The 20,688-nt window shown below is 44.0% G+C and carries 16 protein-coding genes; 10 read left to right on the forward strand and 6 right to left on the reverse strand.

Annotation, left to right across the window (positions count from 1 at the left end):
- Positions 1–8: 8 nt before the first annotated feature.
- The 3 genes from XZ46_RS14455 (at position 9) to XZ46_RS14465 (ending at position 3,222) form a co-directional block, all read left to right on the forward strand.
- Positions 9–1,169 carry a M14 family metallopeptidase gene (locus tag XZ46_RS14455; RefSeq protein WP_008051447.1) on the forward strand — a complete coding sequence of 387 codons (1,161 nt, stop codon included), beginning with the start codon at positions 9–11 and terminating at the stop codon, positions 1,167–1,169.
- A gap of 28 nt (positions 1,170–1,197) precedes the next feature.
- Complete coding sequence (locus tag XZ46_RS14460; RefSeq protein WP_006625170.1) at positions 1,198–2,097, forward strand: carbohydrate ABC transporter permease; 900 nt, start codon at positions 1,198–1,200, stop codon at positions 2,095–2,097.
- 288 nt (positions 2,098–2,385) lie between these two features.
- Positions 2,386–3,222 carry a hypothetical protein gene (locus XZ46_RS14465; protein ID WP_006625169.1) on the forward strand — a complete coding sequence of 279 codons (837 nt, stop codon included), beginning with the start codon at positions 2,386–2,388 and terminating at the stop codon, positions 3,220–3,222.
- A 6-nt stretch (positions 3,223–3,228) separates the two neighbouring features.
- On the opposite strand, the gene XZ46_RS14470 is transcribed toward XZ46_RS14465, so the two are convergent.
- Entirely contained in the window at positions 3,229–4,578 is a 1,350-nt protein-coding gene (locus tag XZ46_RS14470) for a lysophospholipid acyltransferase family protein (protein WP_006625168.1), read from the reverse strand.
- Between the two features lie 179 nt (positions 4,579–4,757).
- Between XZ46_RS14470 and XZ46_RS14475 the strand changes: the two genes are divergently transcribed.
- Entirely contained in the window at positions 4,758–5,519 is a 762-nt protein-coding gene (locus XZ46_RS14475; RefSeq protein ID WP_008051458.1) for a DUF928 domain-containing protein, read from the forward strand.
- A 3-nt stretch (positions 5,520–5,522) separates the two neighbouring features.
- A complete protein-coding gene (locus XZ46_RS14480; protein WP_008051459.1) occupies positions 5,523–7,760 on the forward strand; it encodes a CHASE2 domain-containing protein in 2,238 nt (745 codons plus the stop codon).
- Positions 7,761–7,782: 22 nt separating this feature from the next.
- Here the strand turns inward: XZ46_RS14480 and XZ46_RS14485 are convergent, their stop codons facing one another.
- Together XZ46_RS14485 and rpe are read right to left on the reverse strand one after the other, a co-directional pair.
- On the reverse strand, positions 7,783–8,403 hold the full coding sequence (locus XZ46_RS14485) for a hypothetical protein (RefSeq protein ID WP_006625165.1): 621 nt from the start codon (positions 8,401–8,403) through the stop codon (positions 7,783–7,785).
- Between the two features lie 211 nt (positions 8,404–8,614).
- Complete coding sequence (gene rpe, locus XZ46_RS14490) at positions 8,615–9,316, reverse strand: ribulose-phosphate 3-epimerase (RefSeq protein WP_008051461.1); 702 nt, start codon at positions 9,314–9,316, stop codon at positions 8,615–8,617.
- A 176-nt stretch (positions 9,317–9,492) separates the two neighbouring features.
- Between rpe and XZ46_RS14495 the strand changes: the two genes are divergently transcribed.
- From XZ46_RS14495 to XZ46_RS14510, 4 genes are all read left to right on the forward strand, one after another.
- On the forward strand, positions 9,493–9,882 hold the full coding sequence (locus XZ46_RS14495; RefSeq protein WP_006625163.1) for a hypothetical protein: 390 nt from the start codon (positions 9,493–9,495) through the stop codon (positions 9,880–9,882).
- A 248-nt stretch (positions 9,883–10,130) separates the two neighbouring features.
- Positions 10,131–11,600, forward strand: coding sequence for an LCP family protein (locus tag XZ46_RS14500; RefSeq protein ID WP_434475090.1), 1,470 nt, complete (start codon positions 10,131–10,133; stop codon positions 11,598–11,600).
- 97 nt (positions 11,601–11,697) lie between these two features.
- Positions 11,698–11,991, forward strand: a complete 294-nt coding sequence (locus tag XZ46_RS14505) for a hypothetical protein (protein ID WP_006625161.1) — start codon at positions 11,698–11,700, stop codon at positions 11,989–11,991.
- A 39-nt stretch (positions 11,992–12,030) separates the two neighbouring features.
- The gene (locus XZ46_RS14510) at positions 12,031–13,722 is read left to right on the forward strand and encodes a DUF3352 domain-containing protein (protein WP_008051465.1); all 1,692 of its coding nucleotides are present in this window, start codon (positions 12,031–12,033) and stop codon (positions 13,720–13,722) included.
- Between the two features lie 12 nt (positions 13,723–13,734).
- On the opposite strand, the gene XZ46_RS14515 is transcribed toward XZ46_RS14510, so the two are convergent.
- Positions 13,735–14,778: an aromatic ring-hydroxylating dioxygenase subunit alpha gene (locus tag XZ46_RS14515; protein ID WP_008051467.1), complete on the reverse strand. Its 1,044-nt coding sequence runs from the start codon at positions 14,776–14,778 to the stop codon at positions 13,735–13,737.
- Between the two features lie 282 nt (positions 14,779–15,060).
- A complete protein-coding gene (locus XZ46_RS14520) occupies positions 15,061–17,247 on the reverse strand; it encodes a serine/threonine-protein kinase (protein ID WP_228116343.1) in 2,187 nt (728 codons plus the stop codon).
- 268 nt (positions 17,248–17,515) lie between these two features.
- Between XZ46_RS14520 and XZ46_RS14525 the strand changes: the two genes are divergently transcribed.
- Entirely contained in the window at positions 17,516–17,755 is a 240-nt protein-coding gene (locus tag XZ46_RS14525; protein WP_006625155.1) for a hypothetical protein, read from the forward strand.
- Positions 17,756–17,765: 10 nt separating this feature from the next.
- Here the strand turns inward: XZ46_RS14525 and glyS are convergent, their stop codons facing one another.
- Positions 17,766–19,907: a glycine--tRNA ligase subunit beta gene (gene glyS / locus XZ46_RS14530; RefSeq protein ID WP_008051471.1), complete on the reverse strand. Its 2,142-nt coding sequence runs from the start codon at positions 19,905–19,907 to the stop codon at positions 17,766–17,768.
- Between the last annotated feature and the right edge of the window lie 781 nt (positions 19,908–20,688).

Genomic DNA, 20,688 nt, shown 5'->3' on the forward strand with positions numbered 1-20,688 from the left:
GTGTCATAATGATACCGACAATTTCGACTATTCCGTTATTGCAGTTGGCTTCGGGCGATCGCCTGGGGTTACAGGTTTATCGGTTTCAGGGTGCAGACCCTGGCAAAAAAGCCTATATACAGTCTAATTTGCACGGCGCGGAAATTAGTGGCAATGAGGTAATTCACCATTTGATTGGGTTTTTGTCTCATTTAGACCCATCCCAATTGGTCGGGGAAATTTGGTTAGTCCCGGTTTGTAATCCCCTAGGAGTTAATCAGCGATCGCACCATTTTTCTGATGGTCGCTATCATGTTTATGATGGCAAAGATTGGAATCGGATTTTTTGGGATTATCAAAAAACCGGGGATGATATCGCCAGTTTTGCCCGGGCTAACCAGCATTTAACCCCCCCAGAAATTATCGCCAACTATCGGCAAACAATCCTGGCAAAATTCCACGATTTACATGATCATAAAATCCAGAGTAACAGTCGCCTGACCTACGGGGAATATTACCGCTATCAACTACAATCCCTGTGCCTTGATGCCGATTATGTCATGGATTTGCACAGTTCCACTAATCAAGCGATCGATTATTTGTATTGTTTCCATAGTCGAGAAGAAAGCGCCAGGGCCTTTTTGTTAGATTATGGTATTTGGATGAATGAATATGATGGAGATGCTTTTGACGAGGCTTTTTTAAAACCTTGGTTAGCCCTAGAACAGCAATTAAAACTTTTAGGAAAACCCCTAATTTTTGACATTGAATCTTGGACTCTCGAATTAGGGTCAGGTATGACCATGAACCCAGAGTCAGTCAATCGCGGATTAATCGGTATTAAAAATTATCTCGCCGCTAAAGGTATGTTAAAGATTGAAGGTTTACCCCAGCCGCAAACCGCTAATTATCCCATTAAACTGATTCCCAAAACTCAGATAAAAAAATACTATGCGCCCCAGGGCGGTATGTTTAAAAATTGTATTAACATTGGCGATGCCATTACCAAAGACAGTAAAATCTATGATATACTATCCTTCCACAAAGATAAACAAACATCCACAATTATCCCCGTCTACGCCGAAGCTGATGGTGTAGTCTTCGATATCGCCACCAACCACAGTGTTAATGAGTTTGATTATGTTTTATCAGTCATGGAAACTCCAGCAGATAAAACTAATCTTACTTAATCAATGAATATTCCCCATACCCTATTATATGAATCCTAAAAAATCAACCCCCAAGTTAACCTTAGATCAAGAATCAGTAGCCGCCTGGGTGTTCCTAACTCCCGCCTTATTTCTGATGGCGATATTTATTGTCTGGCCGATTATTTATTTAATTTACCTCAGTTTCACTCAGGGAAGTTTTACCCGGTCTGGGGTCGAGTTTGTAGGATTCACCAACTATCTGCGCTTAATTGTCAGTCCTGATTTTTGGCAGGTTATTGGTAATACAATTTACTTTACCATTGCTACAGTTATTCCGAGTTTAGTCATCCCCCTCGCCCTAGCTGTAATGCTAGACCAAACCTTGATGTTTAGGGGGTTTTTACGGACGGCTTATTTTATCCCTTCTATTACCTCCTTAGTCGCCGTAGGTTTGGGTTGGCGATGGCTATTTCAAACTGATGGTCCCGTTAACGGGTTTTTATCACAAATTGGCTTCGATCCAATTCCCTGGTTAAGTAGTACCGTCTGGGCTATGCCAGTTTTAATTTTACTAAGTATTTGGAAACAATTAGGCTTTAACTTAGTGGTATTTTTAGCCGGACTGCAAACCATTCCCATTAACCGTTATGAAGCGGCGGAACTTGATGGCGCGGGACCCTGGCAAAAATTTTGGTATGTGACTTTACCGGGTCTCCAACCTACCTTAGTATTTGCTACAGTCACTACAGTTATTTTTACCCTGAGAAGTTTTGAACCAGTTTATGTAATTACTGGCGGCGGTCCCCTCAACTCTACTAATTTACTGGTTTACTATATTTACGAACAGGCTTTTTCCCAGTTTGATTTTGGCTACGCAGCAGCAGCGGCGACTTTATTGTTAGCGATCGCCCTAGTCTTAGTCTATTTCCAGCTTCAGATTTTTGGGGAAGACCAAGCCAGCAAATAATCAATAAGTGATCAATCACACTTGCGGAATTTGCCATAATCCTGTTGTTTATTAATTAGCAGGGGTGGGGATCACCCCACTTAGTCCCCTGGGTGCGTATCTCTAATTAACCGCCAGCCGCAAAAGTCCCTAAAATGATGATGGATAATGCCAAACCTGGTAATAGGAGAATACCTAGCATCAACATTTCGTGTTCAGTCATTGAGTCGATTACCTCATAACGTTAACGAATAGCCTAGCATTTTCGGACAAAAAAAGCACACTCACATCTAGTCGCTGGATTAAACCATGAAAAAACGAGTTAAACTTCTGTCTTTCACTGTAGCGATGACAGTTTGTCTGTTGGTAATAGGCGCGACATTAGCCGTGTTAGGCATTTTTGATGATATGTTAAACTGGGATATTTTTAGCCCTCAAGTTGAACAGGTTTTAAGGGCAATTATGGCCGGGTGTATTGTCTTGAGTGTTTTTGGTGTCGCCATTACTTTTGTGTTGGGTATTCAAGAAATTGTTAAGTCTATTGGCTTACTCAACAAAAGTCGAGGTTTAGAGGAGTTGGAGACCGTTAGCGAAGCGCCCAAAACTACCTATATGTTATATATGTCGGGAGTTGTGGCGGTTTTTGCTGTGTTAATTAGTGTTTTATCTGTCGCTAATTTGATGATTACTAATCATCGTAACCGGGTATTTAAACGCATTGCTACAGAACAAATGCAGCAACTAAGGGATGAGTTTTTGCAGCAGGTATCTTTATTAAATGAACCGCCGAGGACTGATGTTCCTGACACCTTGGATGATTTAATTAGGAGCGTGAAAAAGTTATCCTTTGTCAATGATATTACTCTGTATTTACCTGACCAACAGGATGATATTATTATCTGGAATTATAATTCTATGTGGGTTGATAATCCCAAAAAAGGATTTGAACGTCAAATTGTGGCTAAGGAATATGAACAGGCGATTCAAATCGCCTTTCGGGGACAACCGGAACTTCTGCAAGCCTTGAATGGGAAAAGTAGCTTTCAATGGTATTATTTAATCCGTGATCAACAAAATCAACCCTTGGCTGTGTTACGGATTAATGGTAATGAAAGGGAGAATTTTCGGGAGTATAAATTAAAATAAATCTGCCTAAACAATTAACTCTTCTAGGGCGATTTGTAAATCTTGGGTTAAATCAGCGATCGCTTGACGACGGCTGCTTTGATAACTAGCCCAACGTGGGGATACAGCAATAGGTTCACCCACTCTAGTTTTAACCAACTGTTTACCTAAGTTGGGGGTTTTATTAGGGTTAACGCCTTTTAATCTAGCGATCGCCGTCCAAATAATGATTACCGTATCCGCAAAGCGATCGAACGAGGGATTTTGTTTAATATATTCCCCAGTCACCGCTACAAAACTTTCCACTAATCTCATGTGCCACATTCGCAAACTTGCCTCTTCCGCCAGGCGATTAGCTAGTCCTAAATCTACCGCTGATAAATCTTCTGGAGACTTGAGGTTTTCCCGATATATATACTCCCAACCCGCCTGTTCCAGACGGCGACAACGGCTAGTTAAATCCCCTATAGGTTGAATCCCAAAATAGCTTTCAGAAACCTTTAACGCGATATCTAGCAGCGAATGGAGGCGCTGGGATAAATCTTGATTATCACTTGACTGGGGAATATTTTGATGATAGAATTTACCATAGAGATTTTCCATCAAATTTAGTAAATAGTTACCCAGGTTAATTAAACGGGGATATAAATGCTCAAAAACAGGCTGATGGTTAGATGTCGATAAGCCACAATCTGTTTCCATCTCGGTTAACAGGGACTCTAAGGCTTTCCAGTTATCTTGAACATAAGAGTATTGAACTCCCAGGGGAACAATCAAAACTGTTTCTGTGCGCTGGAGTTTGTGGAGGTCTTCCACACACCAAAAAGCCATTTGGGCGATACCGGGTTCTAGGGGGCTAATTAGTTGATTATGGCCGTTAGTTGCACCTTCTGGAGCCGCAGCTATGGGGAAACGACCGTTAACAAATAAATGGCGGGCAGATTTTAAGCCAGGGCGATCTATCGTGCCGCGTAAAATGGAACTGCCGCCCAATTGAGGAAATAACCAAGTCACGAAATTTCCCGCCCACAGAGGAATACCGCGATCATAAATAAAATGAAAATGCACGGGGTCCTGAAGGTTGACACCCTGAGATTTTGCCAAGGCTGGAATACGTCGCCAAAATACCTGGGAAAGGGCGATGGGGTCATTGGGGTTGGGATGACGAAAAGCGAGGAGGAAGCGAATTTTTGAGGCTTGGAATTGTTGGAATAATTCAATGATGCGATCGCCTTGTTCTATCTGAATATCAGCGATCGGTGTTTTCCCGGCCATCCAGAGAGGCATCAAGATCTGGCACAGTCGCAAAACCAGAGGGTTAAACTTGGGGGGGAGAAATTCTAGGGGGGGTTGGGCGTAGGTTTTAGTTTTGGGCATATAATGTTAGGGGATTTGACTACAAGGTTCGGGAACGTGCCGATTATGCTATGAGTCTCTAAAATAAATTAGTGCTGTTTTTACCAACTTGAATTGAAAAGATTAAACTAGGGTCATCAGTTGAGTGCATCAGTTGTCTGTAAATTGGCTCAACGGATTATGGAGGTATATAGTTTTACATGAAAATCAAATTTTGGCGTGGGCGGACACTGTTAACGGCGATCGCATCTACTATATTAGCGATCGCAACTCCCCTTTCCATGACCACAGCCCTAGAATTTCCACAAGGTCCAAGTCGCCAGCCACCTCAGTCAACCGCTGGGGGAGGAACCCGAGGGAATGCCACCACCATGGTCGATGGCACTTGTGACAACAACAGTGATTTTCTCATCCCCCTATTACCCATAGGTTACGAGGTCTTAAAGACAGCTTCCCCCAATCCCACCTTTTTCCTGTACGTTCCCAAAACCAAAGCCGAAAAGGCTGAATTTTTGGTGCTAGATAGCCAAGGTCGCGATGTCTATGTTGGAAGTTTCGCCACACCTGCACAAGGGTCTATTATGAAAATTAGCCTACCAGAAACCGTTTCCTTGAGAGTGGGAGAAACCTACACCTGGCAATTTTCTCTATTTTGCGATCCTAATCAAAGGGATTTAGACGAATCCATCACCGGGGCTATTGAACGAATAGAATTAGATGACGAACACAAAGCTAGAATTGCCGCCGAAACTGACCCCATTGATCAAGCCACACTGTATGCAGAACAACAGATGTGGCCGGAGACTCTCCTGATTGCGTTGGGACTGCGAGAAACCCATCCCGAAATTTGGGAACAGTTGATGGAGTCCGTAGGATTAAAAGATATCGCCTCTGAGCCCATCGCCCCCTGTTGTCCCCCAGAAATTGACGAAACTGTGGGTTCAGAAATCGAAGCATCCTAACTAATGCCCAAAACCATTAGAGAACGATTCTGGAATTGGCGGGTTGTCCTGGTGACGACCCCCTCTGTCACCCTAGCCGTGATTTTATTACGGCTAACTGGTATTTTGCAAACCTTGGAATTAGCCGCCTATGACCAATATATGCGCTGGCGGCCCCCGGAAACCCGTGATAGTCGCATTGTCATCGTTGGTATTGATGAGAATGACCTTCAATTTATTGGTCAAGGTTATGTACCAGATGGGGTGTATTTTGAGTTAATCCAACGACTCAATGCCATGAATCCTAGGGTAATCGGATTAGATATTTATCGAGATTTACCCTTTGAACCTGGCCATTCCCAATTGGTGCGGCTTTTTGAAACTACAGATAATCTAATTGGTATTGAAAAAGTTATAGGTGATCACTTTTTTAGTCGGGTGGGACCCCCTCCCGCCTTGGCTGCTAGAGGACAAGTTGGGGCGAATGACCTGATTGTTGATCAGGATAATAGGGTGCGTCGCGCTTTGCTATATTTCCCTAGAGAAAATGGGGAAACTGTCCATAGTTTTGCCGTTCATTTAGCCCTCAGATATTTAAGTGCAGAACCTGACTTTTCCGTTGAGATTGTAGAAGGTACAGATAATTGGTGGAAATTTGGTGATGTCGTGTTTGTTCCTTTTGAGGGGAATGATGGGGGTTATGTGCGCGCCGATGATGGTGGCTATCAAGTTTTACTTAACTACCGAGGACCTAGCCAGCATTTTGAAATTGTCTCCATGCGAGATATTTTTGAAAACCGGGTAGCCTCAGACTGGGGAAGCGATCGCATTATTTTAATTGGTTCCGTCGGCGAAAGCATGAAAGATTTATTTTCTATCCCCTACACCCTAGCGCCTGATCAACGCATGACTGGCGTAGAAATTCATGCTAATATTGTTAGTAAAATCATCAGCGCCGCCCTGGAAAATCGACCTCTGATTAGAACTTTACCAGAAGTTGTCGAGTGGCTATTGATTATGTTCTGGTCTGGTCTGGGGGCGACCTTGACTTGGCGACTACGCGACCCCACTAGAGTCGGACAATTCCTATTTAAAAGAGTTGTGATTTTGGTTCTGGCTGGGGGTATTTTATTAGGCTTTACCTGGGTCGCTTTTTTAGGCAGTTGGTGGTTGCCTGTTGTCCCTTCATCCATCGCTTTGGTGGGTTCTGTAGCCGTAATTACTGCTTATATTGCTCGTTCAGCATCAGATATCCGTAAAACTTTTGGTCGATATCTCAGTGATGAAATAGTTGCTAATTTGCTGGAACACCCAGAGGGATTAAAAATGGGTGGAGAACGTCGTAAAATCACTATTTTAACCTCCGATTTACGGGGTTTTACCGCGCTTTCTGAACGCTTACCACCGGAAGAAGTTGTGCAGGTGCTGAATTTCTATTTATCCTATATGGCTGATGTCATTACCCATTATCAAGGGACAATTGATGAATTTATGGGGGATGGTATTTTAGTGTTATTTGGTGCGCCTACCCTGCGCGAAGATGACCCGGAAAGGGCCGTGGCTTGTGCCGTAGCCATGCAATTGGCTATGGCTCAGGTAAATGAACAAATGGAGAAGTGGGAATTACCAGCTTTAGAAATGGGAATTGGCATTAATACCGGGGAAGTTGTCGTTGGTAATTTGGGTTCGGAAAAACGCACCAAATACGGAGTTGTAGGAAGTCATGTTAATCTCACCTACAGAATCGAGTCTTACACCACAGGCGGACAAATTATTATTTCCGAAGAAACCCTAAATTGTACTACTCCTAATTGGGTCAAAATTGATGACAAGAAATTGGTACAACCCAAGGGGGTGAAAAATCCCATAGCTATCTATGAAGTCTCTGGAATTGCCGGTAAATATAACCTATTTTTACCTAAAGAAACCGAAATATTTTATTCTTTGTCTCAGCCGATATCATTACAATATACCGTCTTAGAAGGTAAGCACGTTGGCGAAAACCTATTTTCTGGGCGGTTATTACAACTCTCCGATCGCAGTGCTTTAATAGGTGCAGAAGATGGTACAGACTCTTTACCGCTGGTGTTAACTAACATCAAACTGAATCTGAAATCATCTAACTTGGAACTGCGGGAAGATATCTATGCCAAGGTATTAGAAAAACCAGCAGAACCGGGTAAATTTTATATTCGTTTCACTTCTAAACCTCCTGTAATTGAAGCTAAACTTAATGATATTTACCAGATGATTAAAGGCTAAATCAGATTAGGTATCGGGAAAATTAAGGAATTCCGTCAGTAATTTGGGCTACTTCCTGACGGCGATCGCTCCAAATTTCCATGGCTGTGGCTGCTTCCTCCAAGTCGGAAAATTCCGGCATTTGTCGTTCAATTTCCGGGGCCAAATTATCGAGAGATTCCAGACTTTGGCAGTGTTTCAGAATCACCCGCCAACCTTCCAGCCATTGTTGACAAGCCTGCTGGTGTTCGCGAAGGGGTGATAGATTTTCTTCTTCCTGAATTCTGATAAGTTCTTGTTGTTTGAGTTTCTGGGATTGTTCCGCCCAAGCCGATCGCCACGCTTCTATTTTGGGGGAATTATAGTGTTTCGAGTAGCGTGAGATTTCTGTGCTAAATATTTCCCCCAGAAGATCTAGGCGATCGCGATCGCGCGTCTCCCTAATAGCTGCAATTCCTTGTTCCACCCACAGAGGGAGAACCCGAAAACTAACTAATGTGGCCCTCATCCCTAGGAGTTTAACCCAAATTTGATGTGTCCAGAACTCTAGGCGATCGATTTGGCGAGGTGGGACTCCCAGATAAGTAGCCACCTCCAACCAAACACGGGCTAAAGGCCATTGGCGGGGATTGATGATGCCTGATGTGATTAGTGTTTGAGCCATACTTTCTTAGATAACCTAGATTCTGAAGCCATGCCAATCCTAACTCGATGTCCACATTTAGTAGCTCAACAGGAAGGCTCACCCATAATAACTCACTATGTGGCGTGTGATTGCATTTATCGAATCAAGGGATTAGGGGGAGCGATTTTAGCAAGTCCCTAGTAGGATACTCCCAGATCACGCCCCCCCTGAGTTCACTCAAACTAGGACTTTAGACCGTCGCTAATTCAGGAGTAGGGCGCTTACTATTACGAATACCGGCGATCGCTTCCGAATAATTATCAGCATTAAACACCGCCGAACCTGCCACAATAGCATTAGCTCCAGCTTCCAACACCTGCCAGGTATTATCAATCTTCAGGCCGCCATCAACTTCAATCCAAGGGTCAAGACCCCGCTCATCGCACATTTGGCGCAGTTGACGAATTTTAGGAACCACAGTCGGGATAAACTTCTGACCTCCGAAACCGGGGTTGACACTCATAATCAACACCAGATCGCACACATCCAAAACATACTCAATCAAATCCAGGGGAGTAGAAGGATTTAATACCACACCGGACTGTTTACCACATTCCCTAATCAGGTTGAGAGTCCGGTGGAGGTGGGGGGAAGCATTATGTTCAGCGTGAACCGAGATAATATCAGCCCCAGCCTTAGCAAAATCTTCAACATACTTCTCTGGTTCCACAATCATCAGGTGAACATCCAGAGGCTTTTTCGTAACCGGTCGAATAGCATCAACAATCAGGGGACCAATGGTAATATTAGGGACAAAGCGACCATCCATAACATCAACATGAATCCAATCTGCGCCAGCCTCATCAACGGCGCGAATTTCTTCTCCAAGACGACTGAAATCTGCTGATAATATAGATGGGGCGATAACAACTGATTTTTGGGATTGGCTCATAGCGATTGTGTTTCCTCCAACATCTGGTCTTTTTATCCAGTGTATCAGAATTTGCTGACCCCAAGGGACAAACAAAAAAAGTGCTTTTGCCATCCCCGCTGGTGATTTCCCTAGGGAATATCTTCCCATACCGACCCCAGCCATCCAACCTATCAGCCTGGAGATGAGGATATCTTATGCGGCATGATCCTTACCAACCCACCGATAGAATATCTATCCAACAATTTGTGTATTTAATTCCCGTGTTGGGCTTTGTCCCCGCCATCTGGACTTTGTATCGCCATCAGGGTACACCCCAAGAACGCGCTACCTGTCGCTTAGTGGTGACTTTAGCATTTAGCTGGTTGATTGGCAATTTACTTTTGCGCGGTGGTGCTAGTCTTGCGGAAATCCCCGAACTACCTGTGTTGTTCACTAGCAGTGTCCTGACCACAACTTACTTTTTAGTTAACTTTGGCTTAATGGTGCGTCTATGGAAAGATAAACCCCTATGGTTGCCAGCAATCAGTCCTTTTGCCGAAAAGGTTATGCGTCGTTATCTGCGGGATAATCCCCCTAACTCCTGAGTCTCTTAATATTACAGGACCGGTAGATTTTGGTGAGTTGTATATCCTGTTAGCGCTGGCTGATGCTGAAAGAATGGATTATTCTGGCGGCTCTGATTACTCCCCATTGATCTACCCACTACTGATAGCTAACCATTGCTAACCAGGGCGATCGAAGACTACAATTGATGAGTAGTCAATTGATCTCAAAATTTCTCGGAAGTGTCTGTCAACTCTTTGTATATTAAAATTGGTGTGTGAGGAAGCCTGTGTCAAATCATCGAATCAAACGGCAAAAACCACTTAGATCTCAACCTTCTCGACCTATTCTGAAAAAGTTCACCAGGTCTAGCCCCGCCAAATGGCTTGGTATTGGTATGGGTTTAACTGGAGTGGCTATGATTTCGGCAACGGCCGGAGCCTTGCTGGCTGTTTCCTTATCTTCAACTCCCCTCATGCAGGAAAAGTTAACACCTGAACAAGAGGCGGTTTTTTCTAAGGGTGAAATGGCGCGGGTGAATATGCGTTTACCGGAATTAACTCGTCCGGTAAATATTCTGGTTTTGGGTATTAAAGTTTTAACCTCCGATTTAGATGAACCGCCAGAAGAAGACCTGGGATATCATGCGGTGGTAGACTCCTTTAAGGGTCTTTCTGATACCATGCTTCTGTTGCGTTTTGACCCTAATACTAATAAGTTAAAAGTTCTTTCTATTCCTAGGGATACCCGTACTTTTGTCAAGGGACGGGGGATGACTAAAATTAATGATGCTAACTACTATGGTGGTCCGGCACTTAGCGCTAAGTCCGTCAGTGAATTGATGGGCGGTGTCGGTATCGATCGCTACGTTCGCGTTAATGTCTTGGGCGTTGAAAAGCTAATTGATGCCTTGGGAGGAGTCACCGTTTATGTTCCTAAAGATATGAGGTATCAAGATGATAGCCAACATCTTTATATTAATCTGAAAGAGGGTGAACAACATCTTGATGGTGATCGTGCTTTACAGTTTTTGCGGTTCCGATATGACAATTTAGGTGATATTGGTCGGGTACAGCGTCAGCAAATGCTGATCCGCTCTTTTATTAACCAAGTGTTAGATGTGAGTACCATCTCCCGTATACCTCGGTTAGTGTCCATTATTCAATCTCATATTGATACAAATTTGACCTTAGAAGAATTGGTGGCTTTGGTGAATTTTGCCGCCCAGGTGAGTCCCGATGATGTACAAATGCTTATGGTTCCTGGACAGTTTAGTGACCCGAAAGAGTATAGGGCTAGTTATTGGCTAGCAGATTATAGTCGCCTTGATGCCATGGTGACCAAACATTTTGATTTTGGTCATAACCGTTGGAGTTTTGATAATGTTGATCCCAGGGATTTGAGAATTGCTATCCAAGACAGCACTGATGATTCCTATGCCGTTGATGATTTCATGTCTTCTCTCAATAGTAAGGGATATTGGAATCTGAGACTGACAAGACCCTGGAATCAACCACTTGATGTCACCCGTATTATTGCTCAAGATGGCGATGTCAGAGGCGCACGAACTATTCAGGAGGCTTTGGGATTTGGGGAAGTTGTGGTGGAAAGTACCGGTCATCTACAGTCCGATATTACCATTCAGGTAGGATTGGATTGGCTGGAAAAATACGAAGCTAAATTTCAGGAGGAAACTGAGCCACAATTACAGATCGAGGATGATTTCGGCAGCTCCCGACGGCGACTGTCTGGACCCTAAAACCTATGGTAACACCTTTTTGTCCCGGTTCCCTTGCTTCCTGGTCTGTTCAGGGACTATCCTGGAAAGTAGATGAATTTGACAGCGAGATAACCTGATGAGACTTTGGCAAGTTTGGTGGCAGAATCTGGTTTATCTAACCCAATATAATCCGCCTCAATTTATTGAGGTTCTCATGCTACTGTTGGGGATGACACTATTGCTGCTGTGGGCTTTAACAGGACGGTGGCCATATTTGGTCTTGTGTCTTAGTTATGTGATGGGGTCTTCGGCTTCTATGTTAGTTCGAGAGGCGATTTTTCCCTCTAACCGCTTACTGCTTACCCAATTGGTTGCTATCCTATTGTTGGCTCTAGGTTTCTACACTTTGATTGATTTAGTGCTACTGTGAACTGAGATCTGAGTTTTTTCGATTTCCCATGGGCTAGTTATGCTTGCAAAAAATAAACCGTCCCTGCTTGTAACTATAGGTGCGATCGCTGTTTTGGTTGGTGGTGGGGTTGCTGCCTATTTCGCACTCACCGCTAGAAGAACTATTAGAGATGTGCCTTTGGGGGCTAATATTGTTCCCCAAGATGCGCTGTTAGCTGTTTCTGTTTCTACTGCGCCACAAAAATGGCAAACACTTCAACAGTATGGCACTTCACAGTCTCAGGCGGCTTTTGAACAATTGCTAATTCAGTGGCGCGATCGCATTTTTACTGATCAGGGCTATAATTTTGAGCAAGATATTCAGCCCTGGATTGGTAATGAGGTGATGATGGCTTGGTTGCCTGATCCGGCTTTGGTCTCTGGTCAGCCTTCCCCCTCCGGTGATACTCCCCGTCAGTCTCCCATGGCTTCCGCTAGGATCTTATTACTTCCTATCGCTAATCCTCTCCGCGCTCAAGAAATTTTGTCCGCACGAAAGTCTTTAAATCAAGGAGAAATTCTCGAACGTAACTACCGGGGAATTGATATCTTTGAAACTCAAGGACGATTGCAAAATTATTCTATTGCAGTCCTGGGTCGAGAGTTTCTTCTCGTTTCTGATGACCCTCGTGCTACTGATAGGGCGATCGATACTTATCACGGTGATAGTTCCCTCGCTGCTACTCCTGGATATTCCGCAGCCATTCAACAAATTAGAAATTCCCAGGCTTTTGCTCAGGTTTATCTGAATATTCCCGTCGCTGCTTCTTTGGCTTCTATGACGGCGGCGCAGCCTATTCCCCCAGAAAGTTTGGAACAATTGAAACGACACCAGGGCTTTGCTACTACTGCTATTTTAAGAGATAATGGCATTAATTTTCAGGGGGTTTCCTGGTTGCAGCCTAACACTGATAGAAAACTCACTGTTGGGAATTCTACTGATGGAATGCTCAGACGTATCCCAGATACGGCAATTATGACTCTCGGTGGCGGCAACCTTAAACAGTTCTGGAGTGATTATAATCAGGGTGCTAATGCTAATCCGATCGCTCCTTTTAATCCACAGGCTTTGGCTGCTATTTTACAAGAGTCTCTTGGTATGGAGTTGCAGCGAGATTTCCTTAGCTGGATGGATGGGGAGTTTTCTCTGTCTGTAATTCCGGGTATTTCTAATCCTAACACCCCTCAACGCTTTATGGCTGGTTTGGTGTTTATGGTTAGGGCGAGCGATCGCAATGCGGCGGACAACGCTTTACAACAATTAGATGAAATTCTCAGGGGTCGCGGTTTCCAGGTTGGTGATGCTCAACTTAATGGTCAGCCTGTGGTTCAGTGGACTTCTCCCTATGGCGGCTTTACTGTGCTTCGCGGTTGGTTAGATGGAGATGTCGCTTTTGTCAATTTGGGCGCTCCTGTGGCTAACCAAATTATACCACAACCTCAAACCGCCATTAGTTCCAGTTCTTTATTTCAACAAACTTTCCCCTCTAGTCTTAGTCCTAAACATGGGAATTTTTATATTAATGTTGAACAGGTATTTAATCGCCAAAACCTTTCTTTACCCCCTTTACCCCCTCAACAAGAAGTCTGGATAAATGCTATTCAATCTATCGGTTTGACTACGGCTGTCACTGATGAACACACCAGCCGTTATGACCTATTTGTTAATCTAAAATCTGCCGCTGTATCTACTGATAATCAGGAGAATTAGATGGTTAGTTGATTAATTGGCGATCGCCTGCTTTTTCATCACTCGCTGCACAGATGCGATCGCTTTATTTAATTCATAACCCCGCCGCTGGGGGTGCTTTTGATAAGCCTGTTGTTCCTCCTCTATCATTTTCACATCCTCTGCCACTAAACCATCTAACATTTTTTTCGCACAACCAAATAAGCTGTTTTTGATGAATTTACGAAATTTAATCGGGAGTTTATGCAGTCTCCAAAAGGCGTTAAGTGACGTGAAATGGATTAAGTAGGCGCGGGTTTCACTTACACTAATTGGACAGAGTAAACAGTAAATCTTGAAGTCTTCACCGAGAGTAGAATACCAATGGGGATATATATAACTAACCGTCAGCCTTTCCGGGTGGAGTTGTCGCAGCGACCGGAAAAATAGTTGTGATATAGACCAGATTTTGTCTATTTTATAATAGCTTTGTGCTTCATAATAAGCATCAACTTTATTGTCGGTTTCTGTGATATAATCTAATTGCGCCTCCGTCCAGGCTTGCCAGTTTTGGTGTAGGTGTCCGTGGTACATATCCATCAGGTTTTCGACTAAAAAAGAATAGTGCGCCTGGGTGTGAATTGTCGCCACGGTGGCTATGTAGTTCAGGTGTTCCCATTCGGGAATTTCTAGGGGTTCATTATCTGGCTTTTCCTCTCCTATGAATATCCAAATAAATCCATATAATTCTCGCACTGGATAGGTCTTGATTCCGCATTTTGGTGGTTTTTGACTCTCCTGTAAATACGGTACATAAACACAGTCTCCACCACCATTAAACCTCCAGCCGTGATATGTACATTCTATCTCGTCTCCGATCGCTTTTCCGTGACTTAGTTTCACTTGGCGATGGGGACATCTGTCTTCTAAGGCGTTTATTTTCCCCTGAGTGTCTCTGAATAACACAATCGGCTGATTCCACAAAATTACCCCCACCGGGCTACTGGTGACTTCCTGGCTGCTACTAACAACATACCAGCAATGGGGGTTAATCCCTAATTGTCTGATGTCCCTCCTATTTGCGTAACTTGGGGTCATGCGATCGCCTCTATTTCACCAGCTTCCAATTTTAGCCGAATAGGGATAATCCTAAAATACTCAAAGCACAGCGCAATTTTGACACTCACCGATTATCTTAGCATGATACTAACTTGATGTCAACTGTTTTTTTAGGAAAATCCGAAATTTTTAATCGTGGACTATTCCAGATCTTGAGGTCAACCAGGTTGACCATAAATGGAAAATCTCCCTATCAAAGCCTATCGGAAAATCCCCGGTTTAATCACGACTTGATAATCCCTGCTATAAATAGCTGGTAGATTAGTCAGGAATTTGCCAAATTTCCAGGTTGCGATTATGGCTACCACTAACTAAGAGGGGACGTTTGGGAGAAAAGGCGATCGCTTCAATTTTAGAGGAAGGTCCTCGCAAGGTAGCGATCGCTTCTTGATTTTTGAGGTCCCAAAGTTGGACTGTATCATCATCACCACCACTGGCGATAATTCGACCATCAGGACTCACCGCGATAGATTTAATCGCCTGTGAATGTCCGTGTAAGGTAGCCATAACTTCCTTAGTGGTAACGTCCCATAATTTCAGAGTTTTATCACTACTTCCGCTGATGAGAGTTTGACCATCTCGACTAAAGGCGATCGCATTAACTGAGTTATCATGGGATAATAAAGTCGAGATTTCCTCGCGGCGGTTAAGATCCCACAATTTCACCGTATTATCCTGGGAAGCACTAGCCAGCAGTCTACCATTAGGACTAAAAGCCACCGCGCGAATTTCCCGATTATGCCCTCTTAATGTACCAATGAGTTCATTAGTCCCTAAATACCATAAAGTAATAGTATGGTCGTGACTACCGCTGGCGAGAGTTTGACCGTCTCGACTAAAAGCGATCGTCGTAATATCCCTTTCATGTCCTTTCAGCGTGGCGATTTCTTGTTTGCTGTGAAGATCCCACAATTTCACCGTATTGTCGCGACTACCACTGGCGATAACTCGACCATCAGGACTGATAGCAATCGAGTTGATAGCGCCTCCATGTCCCGTTAAAGTAGAAAGATGTTCAAAGGTTTGTAAACTCCATAATCTCACCGTATTATCATCACTACCACTGGCGAGAGTTTTACCATCAGGGGTAATAGCCACAGTTAATACCCTAGCAGTGTGTCCGGTTAAGGTTTGTCCTAACCTCGCTTGATTCCACGCCGACACCGGAGTTATCCAAGACATTAACGTTGGGGGGGTATTTTTTAATAGTATATTTCCACCCGTCCCCAATAACAATAATGCCGCACTAGCGATCGCTATCGTTTTCGCAGGTTTTCGGCGGCGGGATAATCCCATAAATAAAGGATGGGAAATCACTGGGAGAGGATGACTATTAGAGTTGAGGTCTCTTAAAACTTCGGCGGCGTTGGTATAGCGATCGCTTAGGTCTTTCTGAAGTAGGCGATCGATAATTTGTCCTAATTCTGGACTGATAGGAGTTGGTAGATAATTACGCCAGTTTTTTGTCCAGCCATAACCTTCTTCTGTCCATAATTCAAAGGGATGAATTCCCGTGAGTAAATGAAAGCAGGTGACACCCAAACTGTATAGGTCACTGGCGGCGTAGGCTTCTCCCCCACGCATTTGTTCTAAAGCCGCATAACCATCTGAACCTACTCTTGTCCCTAGAGGGTTAACCATCACCGTTTCTGATAGTTGTTTGGATACCCCAAAATCAATTAATACTAAATCACCGATATCTGTGGTTTGGGTAACTACTTTATCTTGAATGATAGTGGGTGCGCTTTGGTTAGGGGTAGGGGTTAAATTATGGCGATCGCTTATCGGTTGAGGAACCCTGCTACGATGGATGATATTTTCCGGTTTAATATCTCGGTGAATCACCTGGCGACTATGGATAAATTCTAAAACCGGAAGCAATTTTAACAGCAGTTGGCGGACTTGTGCTTGATTCCATCTTCCACCCTGTTCTAAAAGTTGCGCCAGGTTTTCTCCTTCTATATATTGTTGGATTAAATATAGACAATTATCTTCTTCAAAATAACCGTAAATTCCCGGAATTTGTGGGTTACCTTCTAGTTGCTGTAATTGTTGCGCCTCCAACTTGAACAAGTCGGCTGCCTTTTGTAGTCCCCAGTTACTTTTTACCTCCGCCACCAGTTGTTTGACTACACACCGACGGTTGAGGTTATCCGTATCCTCAGCTAGATAGGTGCGACTAAACCCTCCTTTTCCTAACGGTTTAAGAATGCGGTAGCGTCCCCGCAGTAGGGAAATTAGGGGGGTATTACAGCTTTGACAATATGTAAGGTTGTCGGGGTTTATCGGTTGCGGACAGTTGGGGTTGATGCAGCAGGTCATAGCGATCGCATTCTGAGTGACAGCATAATATTTATTGTGCCTCAATTTTTCCATTTTGGTGGCACAATATTTTCGCGATCGCAGATGATTTCCATATCTACCAGAGTTTTTAAAAATTCTCCCCACCCAGACAACAGCCGACCTTTATCTCTCTCTCCAACATCTTTCTACCACCAGGGGAGTTGACTGTCATTGTGTCAATCAGGAAACTAGCACAGTTACAGTCACCTGGAATAACGGTCAATAACCAGCAATTCCACTATTTGACAACTGTTATAGGCAATTTCCCTATAGGTCGGTTAGGAAAGTTGCAGTATCGCTTGATTGGATAATTACACAGGCTTCTATTTTGGGTCTAGCAACCATAACAGTTACCACTAGGAGTCTCATGGTCATGGAAATCAACTTCGCTGGATATCTACCTTCCCTAATTGCGATCGCTATCTCTGTTGCTGCCATTTTCGTTTATACCCACACCCAAGAAGAATTAATCAAGCTAGTCTCAGGAGGCATTGCTTTAGTTGCGGTTGTCTCCAGTTTCCTCTTGGCTAATTGGGTGATTCTGACCGGGTTAGTCATTTTGGTGCTTAATGGATTCAAATTTTTTCCCAAAGAAATCATGACAGAATTTTAAAATCTACCATTTACCCCTTGACAATTGCGCCAAAATCTGCTAGTACACGCGCATGATTTCGCAACAACCCTAGTAGGTTGAGACGGTTTCGCTGTACTTTCGGATTAGAGTCCATCACCAAGACGCTATTTTCACCATCAAAGAATTGGGTAACTGTGGGAACAATTGCTGCTAAGGCTGTCACTAATTGTCGATAATTGCGAGTTTCTAATGCGGCTTGAGTGTTGGGTATCAAGTCTTCTAGGGCTTCCATAAATGCTTGTTCTGAATACTTTTCAAACAGAGAAGGGTTAATCACCGCATGGGGTTGAAGTTCCCCCGTGTCGAGGTCGCCTTGTTTAGCGAGACGGGTGGAACGGTTGATAGTTTCATAGATGATGTCTAAAGTACCGTCACCGCGAATTTCTTGTAAAAACAAAGCGCGATCGCGTACATCTAATAAATCTTGTAACGCGCGTTCCTTATATTCTATGTCTTCATCTCCCAACACCGCATTAACCAAATCATAATCAATGGCTTTCTCGTCCTGCAACAAAGTCCGAATGCGCTGTAAAAAGAAATCTTCTAAATGATGAATCAGACCTAACATCGCGTTAGGATGACTATTAACGAAATCCGTCGTTAAATCCTTTAGCAGTTCATGCAAGTTTAAAGGTAGGTCAGCAGACCAGATAATATTCACAACTCCATTAGCCGCCCTTCTCAGAGCAAAGGGATCTGATGAACCTGTGGGAAGCATTCCCAAGCCAAAAATACTAACTAGCGTGTCGAGTTTATCAGCTAGGGCGACCACTTGACTAATGATATTTGTCGGGAGGCGATCGCTTGCTCCTTTGGGGAGATAATGTTCAACTATAGCCTTAGCGATCGCTTCAGGTTCGCCGCCAGCTAAAGCATATTTTTCCCCCATGATTCCCTCAAGTTCGGGAAATTCATAAACCATCTGAGAGACTAAATCCGCCTTACATAATAAGGCTGCCCTTTTTATCTGGGCGAGTTCCCCTTCGCTTACTTCTAGCTGTTTACCAATGCGATCGGCATTGGCAATAATTCTATTCACCTTGTCGCGAACTGAACCCAAATCTTCTTGAAACGTGACATTTTCCAAGTCGGGGAGATAGTTTTCTAGGGGTTTCTTTAAATCGGTTTTATAGAAAAATTCTCCATCTGCTAATCTCGCGCGGATTACCCGTTCATTACCCGATGCAATAATTGCAGCTTTGGCTGGATCACCATTAGAAATCGTAATAAAATATGGTTTCAGATTACCGTGGGTATCTAGGACTGGGAAATAGCGCTGATGTGTCACCATTACCATTTTAATCACTTCTGGTGGCAGCACTAAAAAGTCCGCGTCAAAAGTTCCCACTACTGCTGTCGGCCATTCCACTAAGTTAACCACTTCATTCAGTAACTCTTCGGGAATTTCCGCCTCCCCGCCTACGCTGTTCGCTGCTACTTTTACCTGGTTGGCGATCGCTGTTTTTCGGGTCTGCGGATCTACTTCTACAAACGCTTTACCCAGGGTTTCCGCATAGTCCGTCGCTTCCGCAATACTCACTGAGTTCGAGTGTAACACTCGATGACCTTGGCTATGGCGATCGCTGCTAATAGTTTCCGAACCGTTGGGGATACTTAGCGGTAATATCTCCTTATCTAATAGGGCTACTAACCAACGAATCGGACGGGGGAAGCGGATATCTCCATCTCCCCAGCGCATAAATCTTTTACCTTCTAACCGATTAATCCATTGGGGTATTAATTCCGTTAAAATTTCCGACGTTTTCCGTCCGGGAATTTGTTTGAGGACAAACACGAAATCCCCTTTGGGGGTCGGGCGAATTTCGATATCTTCTAAGTTGATATTCTGTTTTTTCGCGAAACCTTCCGCTGCTTTCGTCGGTTTCCCGTCTTTGAAGGCAGCACTGGCGGGGGGACCTTTGATTTCTTCTTCGCGATCAGGTTGCTGTTGTGGCAGTCCCGCTATGACTACAGCCAGTCTTCGCGGTGTGGCGTACACTTTCACCGACTCGCAGGTGAGGTATTGTTCTTTTAGGCTGGCGGGAATCATCGCCTCCCATTGGGCGATCGCGCCTTCGACAAAGGTTGCTGGTAATTCTTCTGTACCGACTTCGAGTAAAAAGCTAGGCATGGGAGACAGTGCAGGTGGTCAGTGTTCGGACAATTTTACATCCTACCACAGTTTCGGTTGGTTTCGGTTCTAACTTCCCCCCCCACCTTTCCCTAAATTGGTGTCGCCGCATTCCCTCTCCGACTCCTGTCAATTTCAGAAGTTCACGACACCATAGGGGTTTCGGGGAGGTTATCCGGTTATAGACACGAGATAGGCATTATCTTTAAAATATCACGCCGAATTTGGTTTTGTCAATTACTGTTAGGAAATATACCGAAAAATCACTCAATTACCCGTAGTATTTCCGATACATTTAAAAACTCTTCCTGGCGTGAGGGTTAACTCGTGAGTTGGGGGAGGTAAATTAGACGGGTGTGGCTGTAACCTTTTCCGGTAGGGGTATAGAGCGATCGCCTTTCCCCCCCCACCTTTCCCTAAATTGGTGTCGCCGCATTCCCTCTCCGACTCCTGTCAATTTCAGAAGTTCACGACAGAATCATGGTTTCCGGCAGGTTATCCAGTTATAGACACAAGATAGGCATTATCTTTAAAATATCACGCCGAATTTGGTTTTGTCAATTACTGTTAGGAAATATACCGAAAAATCACTCAATTACCCGTAGTATTTCCGATACATTTAAAAACTCTTCCTGGCGTGAGGGTTAACTCGTGAGTTGGGGGAGGTAAATTAGACGGGTGTGGCTGTAACCTTTTCCGGTAGGGGTATAGAGCGATCGCCTTTCCCCCCCCACCTTTCCCTAAATTGGTGTCGCCGCATTCCCTCTCCGACTCCTGTCAA

This window comes from Limnospira indica PCC 8005 (assembly GCF_000973065.1).
Classification (GTDB): Bacteria; Cyanobacteriota; Cyanobacteriia; order Cyanobacteriales; family Microcoleaceae; genus Limnospira; species Limnospira fusiformis.